This window comes from Enterococcus sp. DIV1298c (genome assembly GCF_017316315.1).
GTDB classification, from domain to species: Bacteria; Bacillota; Bacilli; order Lactobacillales; family Enterococcaceae; genus Enterococcus_B; species Enterococcus_B mangumiae.
In genome coordinates this window covers 1-22,028 of sequence record NZ_JAFLWG010000040.1, presented here as the reverse complement: position 1 = coordinate 22,028, position 22,028 = coordinate 1, and the positions used below count along the sequence as shown (strand labels likewise).

16 protein-coding genes are annotated in these 22,028 nt (G+C 40.5%); 14 read left to right on the top strand and 2 right to left on the bottom strand.

Annotated elements, in window-relative coordinates; translation table 11 throughout:
- The first annotated feature begins 184 nt into the window (after window positions 1-184).
- The 12 genes from mmsA (at window position 185) to JZO83_RS09700 (ending at window position 14,633) form a co-directional block, all read left to right on the top strand.
- Entirely contained in the window at window positions 185-1,717 is a 1,533-nt protein-coding gene (gene mmsA / locus JZO83_RS09755; protein ID WP_206859190.1) for a multiple monosaccharide ABC transporter ATP-binding protein, read from the top strand.
- Window positions 1,717-2,919 carry a multiple monosaccharide ABC transporter permease gene (gene mmsB, locus JZO83_RS09750; RefSeq protein ID WP_207115629.1) on the top strand — a complete coding sequence of 401 codons (1,203 nt, stop codon included), beginning with the start codon at window positions 1,717-1,719 and terminating at the stop codon, window positions 2,917-2,919. The genes mmsA and mmsB overlap by 1 nt, the downstream gene beginning before the upstream one ends.
- A 12-nt stretch (window positions 2,920-2,931) precedes the next feature.
- The gene (locus JZO83_RS09745) at window positions 2,932-3,255 is read left to right on the top strand and encodes a PTS sugar transporter subunit IIB (RefSeq protein ID WP_206859185.1); all 324 of its coding nucleotides are present in this window, start codon (window positions 2,932-2,934) and stop codon (window positions 3,253-3,255) included.
- A 192-nt stretch (window positions 3,256-3,447) separates the two neighbouring features.
- Window positions 3,448-4,530 carry a GntR family transcriptional regulator gene (locus tag JZO83_RS09740; protein WP_207115628.1) on the top strand — a complete coding sequence of 361 codons (1,083 nt, stop codon included), beginning with the start codon at window positions 3,448-3,450 and terminating at the stop codon, window positions 4,528-4,530.
- 304 nt (window positions 4,531-4,834) lie between these two features.
- Window positions 4,835-6,439 (top strand): FGGY-family carbohydrate kinase, encoded by a 1,605-nt coding sequence (locus tag JZO83_RS09735; RefSeq protein ID WP_242542569.1) that lies wholly within the window; start codon window positions 4,835-4,837, stop codon window positions 6,437-6,439.
- Window positions 6,433-7,134 (top strand): L-ribulose-5-phosphate 4-epimerase, encoded by a 702-nt coding sequence (locus tag JZO83_RS09730; protein WP_207115627.1) that lies wholly within the window; start codon window positions 6,433-6,435, stop codon window positions 7,132-7,134. Before JZO83_RS09735 ends, JZO83_RS09730 begins: the two co-directional genes overlap by 7 nt.
- A 21-nt stretch (window positions 7,135-7,155) precedes the next feature.
- Entirely contained in the window at window positions 7,156-8,580 is a 1,425-nt protein-coding gene (gene araA, locus JZO83_RS09725; protein ID WP_207115626.1) for an L-arabinose isomerase, read from the top strand.
- 561 nt (window positions 8,581-9,141) lie between these two features.
- The gene (locus JZO83_RS09720) at window positions 9,142-12,018 is read left to right on the top strand and encodes a hypothetical protein (RefSeq protein WP_207115625.1); all 2,877 of its coding nucleotides are present in this window, start codon (window positions 9,142-9,144) and stop codon (window positions 12,016-12,018) included.
- A 12-nt stretch (window positions 12,019-12,030) separates the two neighbouring features.
- Window positions 12,031-12,336 (top strand): LPXTG cell wall anchor domain-containing protein, encoded by a 306-nt coding sequence (locus JZO83_RS09715; protein ID WP_207115624.1) that lies wholly within the window; start codon window positions 12,031-12,033, stop codon window positions 12,334-12,336.
- Window positions 12,333-12,893 carry a WxL domain-containing protein gene (locus JZO83_RS09710; RefSeq protein WP_207115623.1) on the top strand — a complete coding sequence of 187 codons (561 nt, stop codon included), beginning with the start codon at window positions 12,333-12,335 and terminating at the stop codon, window positions 12,891-12,893. The genes JZO83_RS09715 and JZO83_RS09710 overlap by 4 nt, the downstream gene beginning before the upstream one ends.
- A gap of 23 nt (window positions 12,894-12,916) precedes the next feature.
- A complete protein-coding gene (locus JZO83_RS09705) occupies window positions 12,917-13,492 on the top strand; it encodes a hypothetical protein (protein WP_207115622.1) in 576 nt (191 codons plus the stop codon).
- Window positions 13,493-13,619: 127 nt separating this feature from the next.
- The gene (locus JZO83_RS09700) at window positions 13,620-14,633 is read left to right on the top strand and encodes a DUF916 and DUF3324 domain-containing protein (RefSeq protein WP_242542567.1); all 1,014 of its coding nucleotides are present in this window, start codon (window positions 13,620-13,622) and stop codon (window positions 14,631-14,633) included.
- A gap of 564 nt (window positions 14,634-15,197) precedes the next feature.
- On the opposite strand, the gene JZO83_RS09695 is transcribed toward JZO83_RS09700, so the two are convergent.
- A complete protein-coding gene (locus JZO83_RS09695; RefSeq protein WP_207115621.1) occupies window positions 15,198-16,079 on the bottom strand; it encodes a hypothetical protein in 882 nt (293 codons plus the stop codon).
- A 417-nt stretch (window positions 16,080-16,496) separates the two neighbouring features.
- Here JZO83_RS09695 and JZO83_RS09690 point away from each other — a divergent pair, with 417 nt between their 5' ends.
- A complete protein-coding gene (locus tag JZO83_RS09690) occupies window positions 16,497-18,920 on the top strand; it encodes a hypothetical protein (protein WP_207115620.1) in 2,424 nt (807 codons plus the stop codon).
- 139 nt (window positions 18,921-19,059) lie between these two features.
- Window positions 19,060-20,043 (top strand): zinc-dependent alcohol dehydrogenase family protein, encoded by a 984-nt coding sequence (locus JZO83_RS09685; protein ID WP_242542566.1) that lies wholly within the window; start codon window positions 19,060-19,062, stop codon window positions 20,041-20,043.
- Window positions 20,044-20,136: 93 nt separating this feature from the next.
- Here JZO83_RS09685 and JZO83_RS09680 read toward each other — a convergent pair whose 3' ends face one another.
- Window positions 20,137-21,639 (bottom strand): helix-turn-helix domain-containing protein, encoded by a 1,503-nt coding sequence (locus JZO83_RS09680; RefSeq protein ID WP_207115619.1) that lies wholly within the window; start codon window positions 21,637-21,639, stop codon window positions 20,137-20,139.
- Window positions 21,640-22,028: the final 389 nt, after the last annotated feature.

Below are 22,028 nucleotides of genomic sequence, written 5' to 3'. Positions count from 1 at the left end.
CAGCAAATAGGTTCTGGGGCATTCGTCATCTTGTACCCCTGAAACTGAATACACGGTGTTCTAGAAGTAGCTCTTTCAGAAAAAAAGCGTGAAGGACCAGAGATTGGCAGAACAGTTGACGGATTTTCACGCTTGTTTTTCGGAGTTGAGACTTCTGTCACAACCTCGATTAGGAAGTGAAAAAATGGCAGATTATATTTTAGAAATGAAAGAAATCATTAAAGAATTCTCTGGTGTTCGTGCGTTGAACAATGTGAATCTTCGAATCAAACGAGGCGAGATCCATGCACTTTGTGGTGAGAATGGTGCAGGAAAATCAACTTTGATGAATGTGTTGAGTGGTTTGTATCCTTATGGCAGTTATTCGGGAGAGATCACCTATGACGGTGAGGTATGCCAATTCAAAAATCTTAGAGACAGTGAATCAAAGGGGATCGTGATCATTCATCAAGAATTAGCCTTGAGTCCGTATTTGTCGATCAAAGAAAACATCTTTTTAGGAAATGAACAAACAAAGCATGGTGTCATCGATTGGAATCTGACTGAACGAAAAACCGAAAATCTATTAAAAACAGTGGGACTGAAAGTCGATCCGAATACATTAGTCTCACAAATCGGTGTGGGACATCAACAGTTGGTGGAGATTGCGAAAGCTTTTTCCAAAAATGTTCGTTTGCTCATATTAGATGAACCAACAGCCGCACTGAATGAAGAAGAAAGTGCCAATCTTTTGGCATTGATCAAGGAGTTTCGTAATCAAGGGATCACGTCGATCATTATTTCTCACAAATTAAATGAGATCGTAGCAGTAGCTGACCGAATCACGATCTTGCGAGATGGTCAAACGATCGAAACATTAGAAAACGATGCGATCAGTGAAGAGCGGATCATAAAAGGCATGGTTGGTCGGGATTTAACAAATCGCTATCCTGATCGTCATCCCAAGATTGGAGAGGTCTATTTTGAAGTAAAAGATTGGACCGTACATCATCCGTTGACAACTGACCGAATCGTCAACGATCATATCGATTTTTCGATCCGAAGAGGAGAGATCGTAGGTATTGCCGGATTGATGGGCGCTGGTCGAACTGAATTTGCCATGAGTATTTTTGGAAGGTCATATGGGAGCAATATCAGTGGCAAGATATTGAAAGATGGAAAAGAATTGGTCATCAAAGATGTCTCTCAAGCAATCGAGCATGGACTTGCGTATGTATCTGAAGATCGTAAGTCTGTAGGATTGAATCTTTTGATGGATATTAGAGAAAATACAACGATTGCCAGCCTCAAAAAAATCAGTCGAAGTGGCATCTTGGATCAAGAAAAAGAAGTCATCGAAGCAGAAAACTTTCGTAAAAAGATGCGGACAAAAGCGACGAATGTGTTCCAAAACGTCGGTAGTTTAAGCGGTGGGAATCAACAAAAAGTCGTTTTAGCCAAGTGGTTGATGACCGAACCGGAAATTTTATTTCTGGATGAACCGACTCGTGGGATCGATGTTGGTGCAAAATATGAAATCTACACGATCATCGAAGAAATGGCCGCCTTAGGAAAGTGTGTTTGCATCATTTCTTCTGAGTTGCCTGAGATCATCGGGATGTGTGATCGAATCTATACGATGAATGAAGGGAAAATGACAGGGGAAGTGCTTCGAGAAGAGGCGAATCAGGAATTATTGATGAACCTGATGACAAAAGAAGAGGAGGCAGTCGGGTAATGGAGAATGTCACGAAAAAAAGTAAGGAAAAAAGTACTTGGAATGTAAAAGAAAAGATATTAGATATCTTTAGTAAGTATAGTATGGTCATTATCTTGGTTGCTTTATTGATTGCTTTTCAATTGATGACTGGCGGCATCTTTTTAAGACCGCTGAATATAACGAACATCGTGTTACAAAACAGCCATATTTTGATTTTAGCTGCGGGAATGCTTCTGGTCGTTCTTTTAGGATATGTCGATCTATCTGTCGGTTCAGTCATGGCATTTGTAGGGGCAATGGCTGGTATGCTGATGGTCAATAACAACATCAGTCCTTGGTTGGCTATTCCTTTATGCTTGTTAGTCGGTGGGGTGATTGGGGCATGGCAGGGATTTTGGGTCGCTTATGTAGGGATTCCAGCTTTTATTGTTACACTTGCCGGGTTATTGATGTTTCGTGGACTGACACAAGTTGTGTTAGGCGGACAATCGTTAGCGCCATTTCCTGGAGGATTCCAAAAAATCTCAACAGGCTACTTGCCAGATGTGTTTGGTATTCCTGGGATGCATCTTTTGACTTTGATTTTAGGTGTCGTGTTGGCAGTCAGCTTAGTTTTTGCGCAGTGGCGTGCTAGAGCGAGAAGAAAAGAAAATCTATTTGACGTACCATCGATGAACGCATTTTTGATCAAAGCGGCATTGACGATCGTTCTTGTCTTAGGACTTAGTTATATTTTTGCCTCTTATCAAGGATTTCCAGTGATCTTGATCATTTTAGGAGTGATCGTTGGTGTATATGGCTTTTTGACTAATCGAACAGTTGCTGGGCGACAAATCTATGCAACCGGTGGTAATTTGAAAGCTGCTCAATTATCTGGAATAAAGACAAAAAAAATCACTTTTTGGGTATTTGTGAATATGGGTGTGATGGCTGCCTTGGCTGGATTGATTTTAGCGGCGCGCTTAAATGCTGCTACGCCACAGGCAGGAACTTCACTTGAATTAGATGCGATGGCTTCTGTCTACTTCGGCGGGGCTTCTACTTCAGGAGGAATCGGAACAATCACTGGAGCGATCGTCGGTGGCTTAGTCATGGGTGTATTGAACAATGGGATGTCGATCATGGGTGTCGGCGTAGACTGGCAACAGGCAATCAAAGGATTGATTCTATTGCTAGCAGTCGTATTGGATATTTACAATAAAAAACGCAAGATCTCTTAAGGTGGCGAGTAGATGAAAACAACAGAGGAAAAACGAATATTATTGATTTGTACTGCCGGGATCACCTCAGGATTGTTAGTTAAAAATATCCAAAAGGCAGCAGATGAAGAAGGGATACCTCTTCATGTATATTCTGCTCCAGCAATCGTGGCAGAGCAAGCAATCCAAAATCAACACATTGACGGTTTGATGATCGGACCACAATCTGAATATGAAGTGGCACGATTAAAAGACTTTCTAACGGTGAAAGCTGTTCCGTACAAATTGATCCGTAAAGAAGATTATGAAACATTTGATGGCGAAGCAGTTTTAGCAGATATCTTAAAATTTTTTTGAAAGTAGGTTTGGAAAAATCTGTTGTGAAGAAAGACAGAAAATTTTTTTCAAGCGTGATTTCAGTAACAGTAAAAGCAAACTATGGATGTTTTTTCCGTGTCAATGATCCTTTCCCAAACAAGTTGTGCTACAATAGGATAAAATAATTGTTCGGACAACTTATGTCGGGTCGAAAGGATTGGCAAAGCAACCATGGAAAAGACAAAATATCAAATGATCGCGGATGAAATAAAAGAGAAGATTATTGCACAGATTTTTAAACTAAATGAGCCGATAACGCCTGAACTCCAACTACAAAAAGAGTACCAAGTAAGCCGTCACACGGTAAGACAAGCCATTGCGATACTAGTCAATGAAGGGTATCTGCGTAAAGAGAAAGGTTCAGGTACTTACGTTGACGATGCGTATAAAAAAGTATCGGAAAGTAGAAAAAAACAAAAAACGATTGGTGTGATCACGACTTATCTATCGGATTATATTTTCCCGTCGATCATTCGAGGAATCGAAAAAACGCTGAGTGAGCAAGGATATTCACTTTTGCTGGCAAGTACGAATAATGATCATCAGCAAGAAAAAAACTGCTTGGAAAAAATGCTTCAGTTTGGTGTGGATGGCTTGATTGTAGAGCCAACAAAAAGTAATGAGTACAATCCCAACTTAGCCTTATATGTCCGTTTGAGAGAGCAAGGCATTCCAATGGTCATGATCAATGCAGTGTATGAGGAATTAGCGGTGGCATCTATTTGTGTTGACGATGTAAAAGTTGGCTTTAAAGCGACAGAGTATTTGATCCAACAAGGTCATCAACGGTTGCTATTTGTGACGAAAATCGATGATTTACAAGGAAAGTATCGAATGAAGGGATTTATTCAAGCGTGTGAAGCAAATGGTGTCCAATTTTCACCAGAAGATATTATTACCTACACGACAGATTCTCGTGGGGAAATCGGTGAAAAAGTGCTTGAACAGCTAAAGGAATCAGCTTGTACCGGTCTCATTTGTTACAATGATCAAGTTGCCAGTCAATTGCTCGATGAAGTGATCACTAGCGGTTATCAAGTGCCACAACAACTGTCGATCATCGGTAATGATGATTCTTCTTTAAGTCAGGTAGGACCAGTGAAGCTGACGACTTTAGCTCATCCCAAAGAACAAATGGGGAAAGATGCCGCGGAATGGATCATCCACACGATTCAAACTGGCAACCAAGGAGAAGATATCGTCTATGAGCCTCGCTTGGTGATCAGAGATTCGGTAGCTTCAACAAATGAGTGAATGTTACTGACGGAAACTGAGATCAGACCGAATGGACTGAAATTATTCAGTTAGAACATCGTAACGTTTTGAGTACGGACGATTCGATCTTTCAAAAAGGTAAAGAGGGAAAAATCTTCTCTCTTTGCCTTTTTTTGTATGTAATGAATGAAATAAACAAGCATAATAAATAAACAAAAAATCATATTTCTGTACGAACAAATAACGTTAAAACTATTGACATGTACGTACAAAAAGTTTTATACTGTGGGTATCATATAGAGAGTCCAAGGGGGCGTTTGAAATCGAAACAAAAGAAACTAGGTTGAAACGAAAAGAAGCGATTCAGACTGGGCAAACGGCACTGGGTATCGAGTTAGGTTCGACCAGAATCAAAGCAGTACTGATCGATCACAACTATGAACCGATCGCAGCTGGTAGCTATGACTGGGAGAATCAGTTGGAAAATGGGATTTGGACCTATTCGCTTGATGAGATTTGGAAGGGGTTACAAACGAGCTATCAGAAACTAGCCGCAGTTGTATCCGAGGAGTATGACACACCTTTGACCACGATCGGTGCGATCGGTTTTAGTGCAATGATGCATGGTTACTTGGCATTCGACCAAGAGGATGAATTACTTGTACCGTTTCGTACGTGGCGCAATGCGATCACCGCAGAGGCGGAAGAAAAACTAAGTCAGGCGTTTCAGTATACGATTCCCCAACGTTGGAGCATTGCCCATTTATATCAAGCAATCTTAAATAAAGAAGCTCATGTAAATGATCTTAGTTACTTTACTACCTTGGCGGGATATATCCACTGGCAGTTGACCGGACAAAAAGTATTAGGTGTTGGAGATGCCTCAGGGATGTTTCCAATCGATCCTCAAACGAAAAGGTATGATGCAGAAAAGCTTGCGATTTTTGATCGCTTAGCAAAAACAGAAGGATTCTTACAACCTGTAGAAACACTTCTTCCCGAGATTCGTTTGGCTGGTGAAGTTGCAGGGACGCTGACCGAAAAGGGAGCAAGACTTTTAGATCGATCTCGTCAGTTGGAAGCAGGTATTCCTATTTGTCCGCCTGAAGGAGATGCAGGTACTGGTATGGTGGCGACGAATAGTGTTGGACTACGCACAGGGAACGTGTCAGCCGGAACTTCGGCATTTGCGATGATCGTATTAGACAAAGAGCTAGTCAATGTCCATCCAGAGATCGACCAAGTAACGACACCTGACGGAAGTCCAGTGGCGATGGTGCATACAAATAATTGCTCTTCAGAAATCAACGCATGGGTCAAGATCTTCAAAGAATTCAGTGAGAGTCTTGGCGTGACGACCGACAGCCAACAAATTTACGAGACACTATTTTCGAAAGCGCTACAGGCGGATGTGGACTGCGGAGGGCTACTAAGCTTTGGTTATCATTCAGGAGAAAATATCACAAAAATGGAACAAGGGAGACCATTGTTCGTGCGACGCCCCGATAGCAAGTTTGATCTTGCGAATTTTATGCGGATGCATCTTTCTAGTGCGTTTGGCGCCATGCGTCTAGGAATGGAGATCCTTAAATCTGAAAAAATCACGATCGATCGTTTAGTTGCCCATGGAGGAATTTTTAAAACGCCAAAAGCGGCTCAAACAATTTTAGCTTCAGCGATGGAAGCACCTGTCACAGTCATGGAAACAGCTGGAGAAGGCGGTGCTTGGGGGATTGCCCTATTAGCAGCATATCTTCAAAAAGCAGAAACGATGTCGTTGGAAGAATTTTTAGCACAGCATGTATTTTTAAATAGTGAAGGCATAACGATCAAACCGACAGAGGCAGATTTAAAGGGGTATGAACGATTTATTGCGTTGTATGAAAGAGGATTGCCGATTGAAGCCTCTGCCATCGTATCAATGGAAGAAGGAGTGAAGAAATGTTAGAAAGTCTGAAAGAATCGGTTTACCAAGCTAATTTGGCTCTACCAAAACAAGGATTGATCAAGTATACATGGGGAAATGTCAGTGCGTTTGATCGTGAAACCGGGTATTTCGTCATCAAGCCTAGTGGCGTGAGCTATGAAGAAATGAAAGCAGAAGATATGGTCGTGGTCGATTTGGATAATCGAGTCATTGAGGGTGAATTGAATCCTTCCTCCGATACACCGACCCACGCAGTTCTTTATAAACAATTTCCTGTAATCGGTGGCATCTGTCATACTCATTCGACATGGGCGACGATTTGGGCGCAAGCAGGTATTGATTTACCGGCAATGGGAACGACTCATGCGGATACTTTTTATGGAAGTGTTCCTTGTGCCAGATTTTTAACGCAAGCCGAAATCGATGCTGGCTATGAACACGAAACCGGTAATGTGATCATTGAAACATTTGAACAGCGAAACATCGACATCATGGCGATCCCAGGCGTTTTATTACATGGTCACGGACCGTTTACTTGGGGCAAAGATGCCTCTCAAGCGGTGATGAATGCAGTGGTCTTAGATGAAGTGGCAAAAATGAACTTGTTTACTCGCCAGCTGAATAGTTTTTCAGAAGCTTTGCCACAACGAATATTGGATAAACATTATTTACGGAAACACGGTAAAGATGCATATTATGGGCAAAAAAATAAATAAAAAAGCAGAGGAGTAAAAAGTATGTTATCGATCAGTAAAAAAGAATTTTGGTTTGTCGTAGGGTCACAACATCTCTACGGAGAAGAAGCGTTAGCGCAGGTCAAAAAGAATGCGGAGACGATCGTCACTGCACTGAATGATCAACAAACGTTACCTTACCCGATCATACTAAAAGAATTAGCAGTGACTGCGGACACGATCACTTCGATCATGAAAGAAGCAAATTACCAAGAGCAAGTAGCGGGTGTGATCACTTGGATGCACACGTTCTCCCCAGCAAAAATGTGGATTCGTGGTACTCAACTATTACAAAAACCACTGTTACATTTAGCTACTCAATTTAATGAAAGTATTCCATGGGAAACCATCGACATGGATTTTATGAACTTGAATCAAGCGGCACATGGGGATCGGGAATATGGGTTTATCAATGCGCGCCTCAATAAGAAAAATGAGATCGTAGTAGGTCACTGGCAATCTGAAGATGTTCAACGACAAATCTCGGATTGGATGAATGTGGCTGTGGCTTATAATGAAAGCTTTTCGATCAAGGTTGCTCGTTTTGGTGACAATATGCGTAACGTGGCTGTGACTGAAGGAGACAAAGTAGAAGCGCAGATCCAATTTGGCTGGGTAGTCGATTATTATGGGATCGGTGACTTGGTCCAAGTGATTGATGCGGTCACTGATGAAGAGGTCGAGACATTATTTGAAGAATACAAAAAGCTTTATGAATTTGATTATGCTGATTATGACAATGAGACATGGGAAGCGCATGTCAAAGTGCAAGCGAAACAAGAAATCGGCATCAGACGTTTCTTGGAAGCGGGCAATTACAATGCCTTTACAACCAACTTTGAAGACCTTTACGGTATGCAGCAATTGCCTGGTTTAGCTGTTCAACGATTGATGGCAGAAGGGTATGGATTTGCTGGAGAAGGCGATTGGAAAACAGCCGCTTTAGATCGTTTACTAAAAATCATGGCTCAAAATGAAAATACAGGGTTCATGGAGGACTATACGTATGAATTGACGCCTGGAAAAGAAGCGATCCTACAATCACATATGATGGAAGTTGATCCTACGTTGGCAGTCAATCGACCAAAAATCGTTGTTTCACCATTATCAATGGGTGACCGAGAAGATCCGGCTCGTCTTGTCTTTGATGGTAAAGCCGGCGATGGCGTGGTAGTGTCTATGGCGGATTTTGGCACACATTACAAATTATTGATCAACGAGGTTGAAGCATTCGAACCAACGGAAGAAGCGCCACATCTGCCAGTCGCACGAGTACTATGGAAAGTCAAACCGAATTTCCACGAGGGCGTAGGTGCGTGGATCCGAACAGGTGGTGGCCACCATACCGTCGTGTCATTGAACCTCACTACAGAGCAAATCCAAACATGGGCTCGCTTAGTTGATCTAGAAGATATTGTAATCAAATAGTTTAACGATTGAAGAAAAAAGTCCGTTGAACTAGAAAAAAACGTAGGTGTCTGGCATTTACATTGAAATAAATAATTGAACCACTAGAATTGACTCATTCATTTAGTCTTTCTAGTGGTTTTTTTGATGGATCAAAATAATAGATGATCGATGTTTTTGTTCTCGGCATGATGCGGAACTAGAACATTTATTCAATTTATTTTTGAGGATACTTGAATAAATTTTTTTGAGAATGAGCTTTTCCTTGTATATTATGCAAATATTATCGATTTACATCACGTTATAAGCATAAAAATACAATTCAAAAATAAAGTGTGTTATCCTTCTGTTGTAATCATAAGTTTATTAAATCAAGTATTCTATTTACATATTTTTACCTAAAAAAATAGTCTCCCCTTTATTTCTACATAACAGTTTTTGACCTGGCTTACCTTTGTTAATATTTTATTAGAAATGCTTATCAATCAAATGCTGTTGATGGAATTTTGCGATAAAAAATGATGACTGTCTGACAGTCTTCGTCATCTAAGCGAAAGTTGTTTGGATAAAGGAGGAAACTTTATGGAAATACTGAAAAACCAAAAGAGGATTTCGAGGCTTTTTTGTACATCGTTAGTGCTTTTTTTCTTATTCATATTTGGAGGCGTTTACTCCCCTACTTTCGCGGATACGGAACAAAGTTACTCCACGAAACCGTTAGCGCAAAATGAAGAAGTCGCACTTTATCTTGAAGAGACAACTAAAGGTATACAGTTTCGCGTAGAAAAAAGTGTACCAGAAACGTTGCAATTTGAGGTTACTCTCCTTGATGAAAAAGGAACGAGGATGCCGCTTTTCGTAGGTGAAGCACCATTGTCGGAAAAGCAGTTACTCACAGAAGATCAAGTTGCTTCGCTGTACTTTACAAAGACGGCTGAACCTTTACGACTGTTTATCAAGTATAAGACCATAGATCAATCCTTTAAGGACTTGACACCGCAAGAAGGACAACTATTTCAGTTAGCTCAACAGGAAGCTGACACCGAATCAAATGATACCGAAACTGACCAAACGGAAACCACGAGTAGTAGCACGCAAGAAAGTAAACCAACTGAAGAGAGTCAAGTAAATGAAGAGTCGCAAACAGCTGTAAGTGAATCACAAGCAGAGGAAGAGCAACCCGAGACTTCTTCGGAACGGCAATCTTTTGCAAGAGCAGCTTTAGCTCGTGCGACCGGTACTGGTTCTCAATACGTACCGCCGGGAGCTATGCCTATCAGTGGCGCTTTTGCTGCACCAAATGGTGGGGCTGTCGTTTCAAATGTCACGAATACGAATGACAATGGCGGAAAACCATTTTCACAAATCTCTCTTTCGGGGAGTAATAACTGGACGTCGATTTGGTCAAATGACGCGTATCGCTTAGATTTCACGAAATCATTTTCACAACGGGTCTACGTCAATTTTGGCACACAGCAGGCAGATGGCGTGGCGTTTGTCATGCATAATGATGCAAGAAAGACAACAGCGATCACGAATTCTCGAGCAGTCGGTGTAGACGGACAAAACTTGGGCGTCTACGGAGCAACTGGCGGATACTATGAGGGATTATCACCACGTACGCCAGAAACGACCGCGATTCGTAATTCATTTGCGGTTGAATTTGATTTATTTGCTAATGAAGCAGTAACTGGTAGAGCACGCTATGATGCACAGATTCCTGCTGGAAATACGCCGCATATGGCTTATACCTTTCCAGGTAACCTAAGCCGAACGTATCAACCGATCAATGCAGTGAATGGTGATTTAGGAGCAAATGATTGGTTCACTTTGACCCTCGCCAATCCCGGACGGATCAAACACAACAGCTTGATCCCACTTAATGGAGCTGTCAGTACCAATGTCCAAGATGGAACATGGTACGAGTTCAATTATAGCTTTAATAGCACCACACGGAACTTTACGTATTCATTTAGAAATCCTGTCAATGGAGCAAAAACTGCTGACACAACGATACCTTGGGGAGAGCTGAACTCGGAATTGCAGTTAGCAACCAACAACAATCGAGCCTACTGGGGATTTACTGCAGCCAACGGTAGCGTATCAGGACAAGTTCGTTTTGCTTTTACACAACCGCCGATACCGATAGGCGCGACAGTGACGAGTAATGTATTGGACAACGCCAATACATCTGTGACTGTTCCAAGTACAGATACAAGTAAAAGTAAATATTTGATGAGTGAGCAGCCAGCTAAGATCCAATCAACGATCAAGGTAAATACAGGCGAAGCCGCCTTGAATACTACGAGGTGGACGACGGTGCTTGATGCGAAAGCAATCAATTTGGCAACAAATGCGACAGTCACACCGACGATCACGAAAACGACTGCCGCAGGGGTGACGTCAACGATTGCCCCAGCAAATTTAGCAACAGTCGTGACAAATAACGCAACGACTGGCGTGATCACAGTGGTCACGACGATAGCCAATAACGCGATCAATCTCAATCCCGGAGATTCAGCGACACTGAGTTATTCAGCACCAACAAGAACATTGTCAGCGGATGCACTAACTAGTTACGGAAGTTCAGTCTTAGCAAATCCAGTGGGAACGACCCCCAACGACACAACGAACGTCACCTACTATGGCGATACCGTGTATTACTGGGTTAAAAAAACGGATCAGTTTACCACTCTGTCATGGGAAAATGTCAATACGGTGACCAATTTTAGTGAGACGTTGGATATCTCTGCGAATCGCGATCCTGGGTACAAAAGAACATTTTATTGGAAAGATTTAGATGTCGGCGATCGATTGAGTTTCAAAGTGAGAAAAGGAACGAGTTATTTAACGGATGTGCCAATAGCCGATGTCACGACGAACGGTTCAACAGGATTTAACGCAAATACACAATTAACGATTCCTACAAAATATTTTGATTATGGTGACAACCGTTTCGTGATCGAAGTTTACTCTTCAGGGAAACTGACGAAACCAGAGGAACCAGCGGCTTCATTGAATCTAACAGTTACTTACACTGGAGAATTAAGACTTGATAAAGTACCAACTAATTTAAAATGGACGAGTCGAACCGTTCGGCAAAGTAAAGGCATACTGGCTCGTGATGCGGGGAATCAGATGGATTTGAAAGTATGGGATTCGAGAGATCCACGAACAACGAAAGATTGGTCGATCGGTCTTTCCATTGTGAGTGGGACGAACGCGCCGTTCTCTTTCGTCTGGAAAACTAGTCCAACGAGTGAAGCACAAAAATTAAGCACATCGCCTATCAAAGTGTTCGATTCTCGCGGTGTGGCACCTAGTGGTTATGAATACACGATGAGTATGGATGAAAATACAGGTATTTTACTGAATAGTCCAAATCTCCTATCTGTCGGAGACTATAGTGGACGAGCGACAGCCAATTGGAAGCTTTATAACACCGCTACGATCGAATAAGGAGGCGATGAGATGCACCGAATAACTACAACTCTTTTGTTACTGCTGAGTTTTGTTCTGTTAACTGGCTTTATGCGGACGGTTCCTGTATTTGCAGATGAGGTCGTTGCATCGGATCAGCAAGAAATCCAGTTTGAATTATATGAAAAAGACGAAGTGGCGCCCACAGGAAATGATGGATCAGGTAATGCCATCTCGCAAATTGGTGGAATGCTTCCTAAAACAGGTAGTTTATTGTATGGAACGTCTGCTTTCCTTGGGACACTCCTCATTGGTTTTGTTGGCTTGATGTATCTTTCAAGGAGGCAGAAGAAATGAAGCGTAAAATCAAATGGCTGCTTTTATTTGCCTTACTCCTGGTATTTGCTTCACCTCCCAGGATTCGAGCCTCGTCTGTTGATGGAGAGAAAAAATCAGCCATAAAGGTTCAAATCATTGAACCAGAAATTTATCTAAACGAAGTTATACCGCCAACCTTTAATCGTTACCCAGTCCAACAAACGGACATTGAACGCCAGGCTGACCGTGATCTAGTGATCGAAGTGGTGGATAATCGTAGTGGGAAAAATGGTTGGAAACTCGACTATTCATTATCTGCTTTTAAAAATGAGCAGGAATATGCAGCAAAGCTCTCCATGAAAAATGGCCGTTTGACTGCGGAAGGGCCAACCGATTATCAAGTTAATGATATTGAGGATATCGGTAATGGCGAAACGCAAGAGCTCGTCAAAGTAAACCAAGGAACGAAACAAACGTATCGATTGGTCATCCCAAAAGAAAATATCTTGTTACACGTTCCTGCCAATAGCCCAAGTGGAACCTATAAAGCGATACAGACGGTCAACCTCGTAAATGTGGTTGCCGATGTAGATTAATTGAAAATCAAGGAGGAATAAAAATGAATTATAAAACAAAAACATTAAGTGCAGTATTCGCAGGGTTGATTTTAGTAAATATTGGAGGAGTAGCCACATTCGCAGCAGAAGTCCCTGGACAAACTGGGAATACCCCAACGACAGTGACGATCACCGATGCTACTTCAGGGGATTTAAGACTCGATGCCGTTCCAGCAAGTTATGCGTTTGAAACGGAAATTGAAAATAGCACGTACTCTCTTAGTACAGGAACGATCGGTACGCCTGGAAATATCGTTGTTTCAAATGATAGCATCGCTCAAGGATGGTCAGTAAGAGCAACTGTTGCCAACAACCAATTGACACGTGCAGCTGCGCCAGCAACATTTGATGTAAATTCATTCCAAATCAACGGCGCACAATTAGTTGGAACCGGTGCAACTGGGATTGTCGCTCGATCAGCTGCAACACCAGATGCTGGTAATAATACTGGGCAAATCACCACTCCTGTGACAACGATCGCGATTGGTTTTACCGATCCAACCAATGTCTTACAAGTAAATAATGTCTTGAACGGTACGATCAATTATCAATTGTACAATACGGTAGATGCTTCTTGATCTGTCTGATTGTGAGCGAAGGTTGAAGCAATCGCTTTTGTCGATTGCTTCAATTCTTTCTATCCGTTTTTTTCGCATAAAAAGATCATGTGAAGAAAGGAAACGAATCGATAAATGAGGTGTAGTGATGAGAAAAATTAGTTTAGTCATTTGTTTCTTGTTTGCTTTTTGCTTTCCCTTAGTCGCTGAGGCAGAAACAGAGACGGATGCAGAAGTAGGCTTTCATATCAAAGCAATTATTCCCGATAATCAAGTCGATAAAAAATTAACTTATTTTGATCTACGTTTAGAACCTGGTCAAAAACAAACAATCAAGTTTCTTATAGAGAATACATCGAATGAAGAGTCGACTTATAAAATCTCAGTAAATCAAGCGTACACGAATGACCAAGGGTTTATTGATTACACGCAACCAGCGGATAATCAAGAGATACCAGAGGAATTTCAAATAAGCAAGATCGCTAAAGTGCCGGAGAGTATCACTTTAGCGGGTGGCAAGTCACAAGAAGTGAGTATAGATCTCACAATGCCTGAAAAAGAATTCGACGGTCAAATCTTGTCAGCGATCCATGTCATGAAAGAGGGACAAGCTGAACAAGAGGGTCAAATCGTCAATAATTATGGCTATGTTTTAGGATTGAAACTAACGAATAATGAGAATGAAGTACAAAGAAAGCTTGAACTGGAAGACATCGAACCAGCGATTTCATTTGGAAAAACAAGTGTTGTAGCAACGTTGAAGAATCCAACAATGGATGCAATCGGTCATTTGAAATATAATGCTGAAGTGAAAAATGCAGCGGGGGAAACAGTAAAAGAAGTATCCTACGACAAAGATATGCAAATGGCCCCCTTATCAACGTATCGATTTGCAATCGACTGGGACAATGAACGTTTAGAAGCAGGGGATTATTCTTTGCATTTGACAGTCGCTGATGCAAAAGACAATGAGTGGGAATTTGATCGCGAGTTTACGATCAGTGAAAATGAAGCGAAAGAAGTGAATAAGGTAGCGATTACTGAAGTCAATCAACAATCGATCCCAACTTGGGTATATGTAGTTGTCGGTGTGTTACTTGGAATAATCATTCTCTTGCTGATCTATTTTCTATTCATACGTAAGAAGAAAAAAGAAGAATAATCAAAAGGGGTTGTGATCCTTATGTTAACACGAGTCTTAGCATAGGGATCACAATCTCTTTTTTGTTAATTAGCGTTTCTTATAGAAATAGTACAGCACACTGATGAAAAAAATCACAGACATCAGTAGGCCGATTTCATAATAAAGAAACACCCGCACAGAATCATAAAAGTAATACGCCATGATTTTTACGATAAAGTAAATCACAGGGCACGCAGCTAAAAAAATCAAAAAGGTGCGCTTAGTTATTTTAAAGAAATAAAAGAATGCTAGCGCGGCAATGCTAAAAGGAAACCAAAATAAAAACTTACTTAATTGGACCAACGTCATTCACTCCTCTATCATCTTTATAACCAAATAATACCATTTTTTTGTTATTTTTAAAACTGATAATAGTATCATAACAAAATATTTTTTTTAGTTAAAATTCAAAAATAAGGAGTTTTTATCAAAAAAAGCTTGATTTATAGTGTTTAGTGATATGTTGAGCATGTAGAACGTTCGTTTTTTAATAACGATAAAAAATCTTATATTTCGTTCGTTTGTTATATATCGACCATTCTTTTAAAAAGGTATTTCCGAGTTCGATTGCAGAAATTGTAAAATTATTTCGGTGATCCACGGACAATCTTGTCGGCGGGAACTAAACGGTTGATAGCCGTTATAGCGATAGATATATTCGTTTTTCCAACCGTTTGTTTTTGTTTGTTTCATTTTGAGTAACTCGATCAGTGGTTTTAATGCCTCTTTATCGAGTTCTTTGCGATGAGAAGCAATGTAGACAAGATCTGTCAGAGACAAAACATAGCCTTGTGGAAACATATTTTCTGTAATATGCGCAGAGATGGGTTGCTCATTTGATAACCGTTTGAACCATTGGTGTTTTTGCATATAGGCTATACCTTCATCGATCATCTGATTGACTTTAAGGTCAGCTGGATCAACTACTTTCTGGTAAGTGATCAATGCACGAACACTCTTCCCGATACCGATGTAGCAAGGTGTTTTTCTCAAACAACCACCATGTTGACAAATCCCCCGTCCTGTCCAAGTCGTTGTTTGGTTTCGTTCAAATAGTTGGTAGTGTTTGATCCACATCAACGCTCGCTGTGCCGCAGGTGTCTGTCCTAACCCCAGACGAACATAAGCTTCCAGTAGCATTGCATTGTAACAAGGGACGATATCTTCTGCTTTGCCAGTATAGGAAAAGCCATCAGTTGTCGCAAGATGGTCATCAACGTATTGGATCAGTGACTGAGTAACTGGCAATTGGTTTGCGTAAGGAATTTCCGCCAAACCGATCAAAGCAAAAATCTTTCCTAAGGCAGATAGATTTTCTTGTTGTTCATACTTTTTGACGATCGAAGACTGTTCAAGGTAGCTCATTGGCTCATCAATAGGTTCTTGTTGGACGATTTTTCTTTTTAATAGATAGGCTGTATCCATAAGTGTGGACCTCCTTCAACTGCTTGTTGTGAATAGTTGGTAAGGGTTTCATTTATCAAGTATATCATCAAACGAACGATCCGTAATGTCCAAGTCGTATTTCCTTATGCGAGAACGTTCAATTTGTTTTTTTTAATCAGTAAGAAAATTTAAGATACTGAAAGAATTCTAATAATCTGATGTTCTTTTTATAACGTGAAATAAAGATGAGGATTTTTTATTTTATAGTGTTAATTTATTTCTGTAATTGGAAATAAAAAGCACAATACAGACGATAATAGATGTTATTATTTTGGTGTAAAGAAATGATACTTGTTATTTCTTTGTAGAAAGCGCCAATATGAGGGGGCTATGATTAGATAAAATATCTATACATAGAAATTGTTGCGTTAAATTTTTAGGAGGATGATCTACATTATGAAAAAAAGGAAAACAATGTGTCAGTTGATGTTGCTCGGACTTTCTGTGTCGACGATGATGGTACCATTTTCCAATGTGTCAGCAACCATGTTATCAGTAGAAAAACATAAGGAGGCAGATCCGGTAAGTACGAGTGAACTAAACAACTCATTACTAAACTCGATCACTTCCGCCCAAGAACAAATCAATAGCTTAGAACAAAAGTATGAGTTAGTTGTAAAAGATGCGATTGTTTTGCCTGAAAAAACAGATCATATGTCACTCTTGATTGCCGCAGATGCGAAAGTCATTGATGAAGAGGGGGAACCATTAAGTGGTTTTACACCTTATGTCATAGAAACAAACGTTGAAGCAAAACCGGGGGTATACAAACTGACCATTGGCCTAAAAGAAGATGCCAGTGTGGAGAAAACCGTAAAAGTCACAGTTTTGACGGATAAAGAAGAAACAAAATATTCGATTATAGCAGATAATGTGACGGTCTTAGTTGGTCAGACGGATACAGATTTCATCTTGAAATCTGCAGGTGCCTATGCACGAAACGAAAAAGGTGAAAGATTCGAGGTTATCGTAAAAAACTCTACCGTTGAAAATCAAGTAGGTGAATACGAGATGACCCTAGGAATCAATGAAGATGCTCGTGTGGAACGAACGATCAAAGTCACTGTCACAGATAAAGAAAATTACACATTCAGTGCGCAAGATGCTTATGTCATGGTGGGCCAAACAGATGATGCATCGATCATTGCAGCAGCAAACGTAACGATCACGAATCATCGCGGCGAACCAGCAGATGCAAAAGCAGAGATCAAGTCATCTACTGTCCAAGATATTCCGGGAGTCTATCAGGCAACGATTTCTGTGGATAAAGATCTAAGTCTTGAAAAAACGATCACTGTCACTGTCATGCAAGATAATGGTGGAACAACAGGTATCTATGATTTCCAATTGCTTGCTGAAGATGCGACAGTCAATGTTGGTCAAACCGATGAACAATCGTTGATCGAGGCAACAGGAGCTTTTGCCATTGATGGTACAACAGGAAAAATTGGAAGAGTGATCGTTAAACAGTCGACCGTCCAAGACAAGCCTGGAGAGTATGAAATCACATTTGGGGTCGCCCAAGATGCTTCTGTCGAAAAAACGGTGAAGATCACTGTACAAGATCCAGGGAATCAATCCAAGTATCGATTGAAAGTAAAGGAAACACAACTCACTCTACAAGTTGGACAAACGGATGAAGCAGTAATTCTTTGGACGAGTGGTGCTGAGGTCGTGGATCAAAACGGGTTCTTATCTTACGAAGCTCATCCAATCATCAAATCATCTACTGTTGAGAATAAAGCGGGGGTTTATGAAGCAACGATCGCGGTCGATAAAGATCAATCGATTGAGCAGACGATCCAAGTAACAGTCATCGGTGAGAGCACGACCGAACCAGAACTGTCCTATGAACTTTACGCCAATGATGGATTTACTACGGTTGGACGAACAGATGACCGTTCCATCATCGAAGCAACAAAAGCAGTCGCATATGATAGTCAAGGGCGAGAGGTATCTGTTATTGTCAAAAATTCAACGATCAAAGACGAAGCTGGCGTTTACCAAGTGACTTTAGGTATCAGCCAAGATACTTCTGTCGAAAAGACGGTCAATGTGACAGTTGAAGGCGCTGAAATTGAACAGCCGAGTTCTGATTACTTATTGTTAGCAGACGATGCCGAAGTATCAGTTGGTCAAATTGATGATAACTCTCTTCTTATAGCAACAAATGCTTTTGTATTCAACCAGACATTAGGGAAGCAAATCGAGCCAATCATCAAAAGCAGTACAGTCCAAGATATTTCTGGAGAATATGAAGTGACGATCGGTATCGCACAAGAGGATCGTGTGGAAAAAACAGTGAAAATCAAAGTGGTGGGTGAATCTCTACCGCAACAGGAATATCTTTTAAATGCATGGGATGCAGCTGTGACAGTTGGACATACGGATGATCAGACAATCTTAGCGGCAGTCGGGGCCACTGTGACAGATTTGTCTGGTCAACCAGTCGAAGCAAAACCAATCATCAAAGCATCTACAGTCAAAGACGAAGTTGGTTACTATGAAGTAACGATCGGTATCGATAAAGGGGATATCGAGAAAACGGTCCAGGTGATCGTTCGTTCTGAGAATCTGACAGAAGGATACACATTTCTAGCAGAAGACGCTGTGATTACAGTCGATGAAATAGATGAAGCATCGATCGTCAAAGCGACCAATGCACGAACAGTCTATAGTGATGGCAAAGTCGTAAAAGGCGCAGTAATCAAAGAAACAAATGTTTTGCCTATTCCTGGAGAATATGAAGTGACACTTATGGGAAATCAGTATGGTCATGGGGAAAAAACAGTCAAAGTCACGGTCGTAGCAGCTGATTGATGTCAGATTGATTTTGACAGGAATCATTTTAAGAAATGGAGAAGTTAGGAGGAGCGACATTCGTCACTTCTCCTTCTTTTTATCGCGAGTAAATGATACACTTGTTAAAAGAAGCTAAAGATCGTTAAAGGAGTAAAATATGAAAAATCGCTGTTTGACTTACCGCGAATTTGGCCTGCCCCATGAGGTAGTCCAGATGGAAGAATACCCACTTGCTTTGAGACCAGGAGAAGTCTTGGTCAAAATGCTGATCGCTCCAATCAATCCTTCTGATTTGATTCCAATCCATGGCGCCTATGCGCATCGCATCAACCTACCACAGATCGCTGGTTATGAAGGTGTTGGCGAAATCGTTCAAGTGACCGATCCACGGGATGAAGCGATGATAGGACAACAAGTCTTGCCATTACGAGCCGCGGGTACTTGGCAAACGTATCACACATCGTCAAAAAATGACTTAATTGTTGTTCCTCGCTCGATTGATCGTTTGACTGCTGCTCAAATGTATATCAATCCTGTGACAGCTTGGCTGATCTGCACCAAAGAGTTAAAGTTGAATCATGATGACTATCTTTTGATCAATGCAGGTAATTCTTCGATTAGCAGAATCTTTATCCAGCTCAGCAGAATCCTATCCTTTAAAGTCATTGCAATCGTCCGCCATGAAAAATATCAAGAAGAGTTGACTAAATTGGGGGCTGATTTGGTCGTGCTTTGGGATGAAGAAACAGCATTGCATCAAATTTTGACCCATACGAATGGTAAGGGTGTTCGTGCAGCTATCGATCAAGTCGGTGGGAAAAGTGGTGAAATCTTGGCACGAGCGATCCATCCTTATGGGAAGTTCATTGCCATCGGATTGCTATCTGGTCACCAGGTCGATTGGTCGTTTATCCATACATTACCGATCAAAGTTAAAGTTTATCATTTAAGGCATTGGGCGGATTCGGTCTCAAATGAAGAGTGGCAGCAAATTTTTCAACGATTATTCCAGTTGGTTGAACAAAAACAATTGAATCTACTAAATACAGCACCTATTTACCCAATTTCTGACTATCGTCAAGCGTTACAGATAGCAGAAAGAAAAAAAGAAAAAATCTTCCTAAACTTTGATGTCGAATAAGACGAATACGATAACAAAAAGAGTGACCTGCAATCAATAAGCGGGACACTCTTTTTTGTAATAGTGGGTATATACCAATGAATCGTACTTTTTTTATTCGCTTTCTAAATAATTAGGAAGAGACAAATAAGTGATCGTCTCCATCAAAAGGCGCCAATCGGCAATCGTCGGGATATTCGATATCCGATGGATTTGGCAAGTATGTTCATCAATCAAATGCAGATCATAATTGCAAACCACTAGATCGGCTTGATACGTTTCAATTGATTCTTTCGTTACCGCCTGTTCGATTTGAAATTCGACCGTTGAACGTTGCATAAAAAGCGCTTCGATTTCATTCAGGATGTAATCATCTAAAGATGGCGGTCCTTGGATCGTAAATAAGATACGTAAAGGACGATGTGATTGTTTTAATAAAAGTGACGCATGAAACGTCGTCAACGCTGCTGCGATATAGTCGATATGAACAAACCCGAAAAGAGGATTGTTTTTTAGCGTAGTTAGTTTTTCATACCATACTTGGTAGATCTCCGGATGACGCTCTTTCATTTGCGTCATCATCGTGGGCGAATGTAATTCGTATGTATGACTCATTTTAGAAAGTAAACGAACATTGACCAAGAAAGCTTCCATTTTTTCTAATGAACCATCTTCGATCATTTTTTCTGGAAAAACAGTCGTTAGAAAACGATGGATCGCTTCAATAATATTAGGATTTTCTTCCCGATAAAACGCGTAGGAACGACCGTCATCTAAGTTTTTTTGACGTGTGTACGAAATGCAGTGGAGTGAAATCAAATACAACCACATGGTTTCATTTAGTGAGAGTGTTTCATTGGACCGTGAAACATAGTAATCCTGTAACAATCGCTCAAGTGAAGAGAAGCCTTTACTACTCTTGATCAATACTTTGATTCTACGATTCAAGTTACAGAACTTTTTACACTTCCATCGGGCTTTGGCAATCGATAACCATAACGCAGCGCGGAAATGACTGAAATGTAAAAAAGCGAGATCTCTTTTATGCCCTTCTTTGACTAAATACTGTGCATCAAGTTCGCTATCATCATCAATGATCGTACTATCACCAAAGCTGGAATAAAAAGCAAAGAAACAAAAACGGATATCCTCTTCGCTGCCCGATAAAGTCAACGGCCCAGTTGTGATCGTGACATTGAATTCTTTTAAGATATTGTTCATATGGCGGATCGTCTTGAAAATCGTACTTCTAGAGACCATCAATGCTGTCACTAATTCATCAGTTGAGTAAGTGACGTTATGGAGTAGTAGATCCATGAGCTGATAAGTGATCGTTCTCTTTGCCAGTAAGGTGATCATCGTATCGATTGTCAAAGCTTTTTTGTATTGGATCGATAATGCACCTTTTTGATCGATCGTTAGTGAGATGCAATGCGCATCCAATGCTAAGTTGATTGCTTCAATATCTTTCTTGAGCGTGGGTTTCGATTTTTCTAAGTTATCTGAGAGATCATTGATAGTGATTTGATTTACTTTGTTCATATGTACCATATTCAGAATCTGATATTGACGCTTGAACTGATTATCCAGTTGCAAAGTCATAGGTAAATTTTCCATTATTTTGGCTTCCAATCTAATTTTTCTATTTTTTATGTAAGTAAAATCGTACTTTTGATTCAAGGGGAATTTGTGCATATTATAAGTATACAAAAAAAACAACTGTTTGAAATAAAAAATTATTATAATCTGGAAATAAAATGGATTGAGGAAACAAATGTGGTCAAAGTTAGAATAATACATAAACGTTTTTTAAATAATTATGTTATTTAAAATGAAAGTGATCTCTCTGTTTTTTATGAAAAAATGATGATAGAAAATTACGGGGCTTAAAGTTCGTATTTTTTTCTGTTGAAGAAAATAATTGATTGCAACAGAGATTTTGAAGTTTATTTATCCCTGCTATTATATGGTTTTGACAACTTCTAAGTGAAAAACGAGTGTTAAAT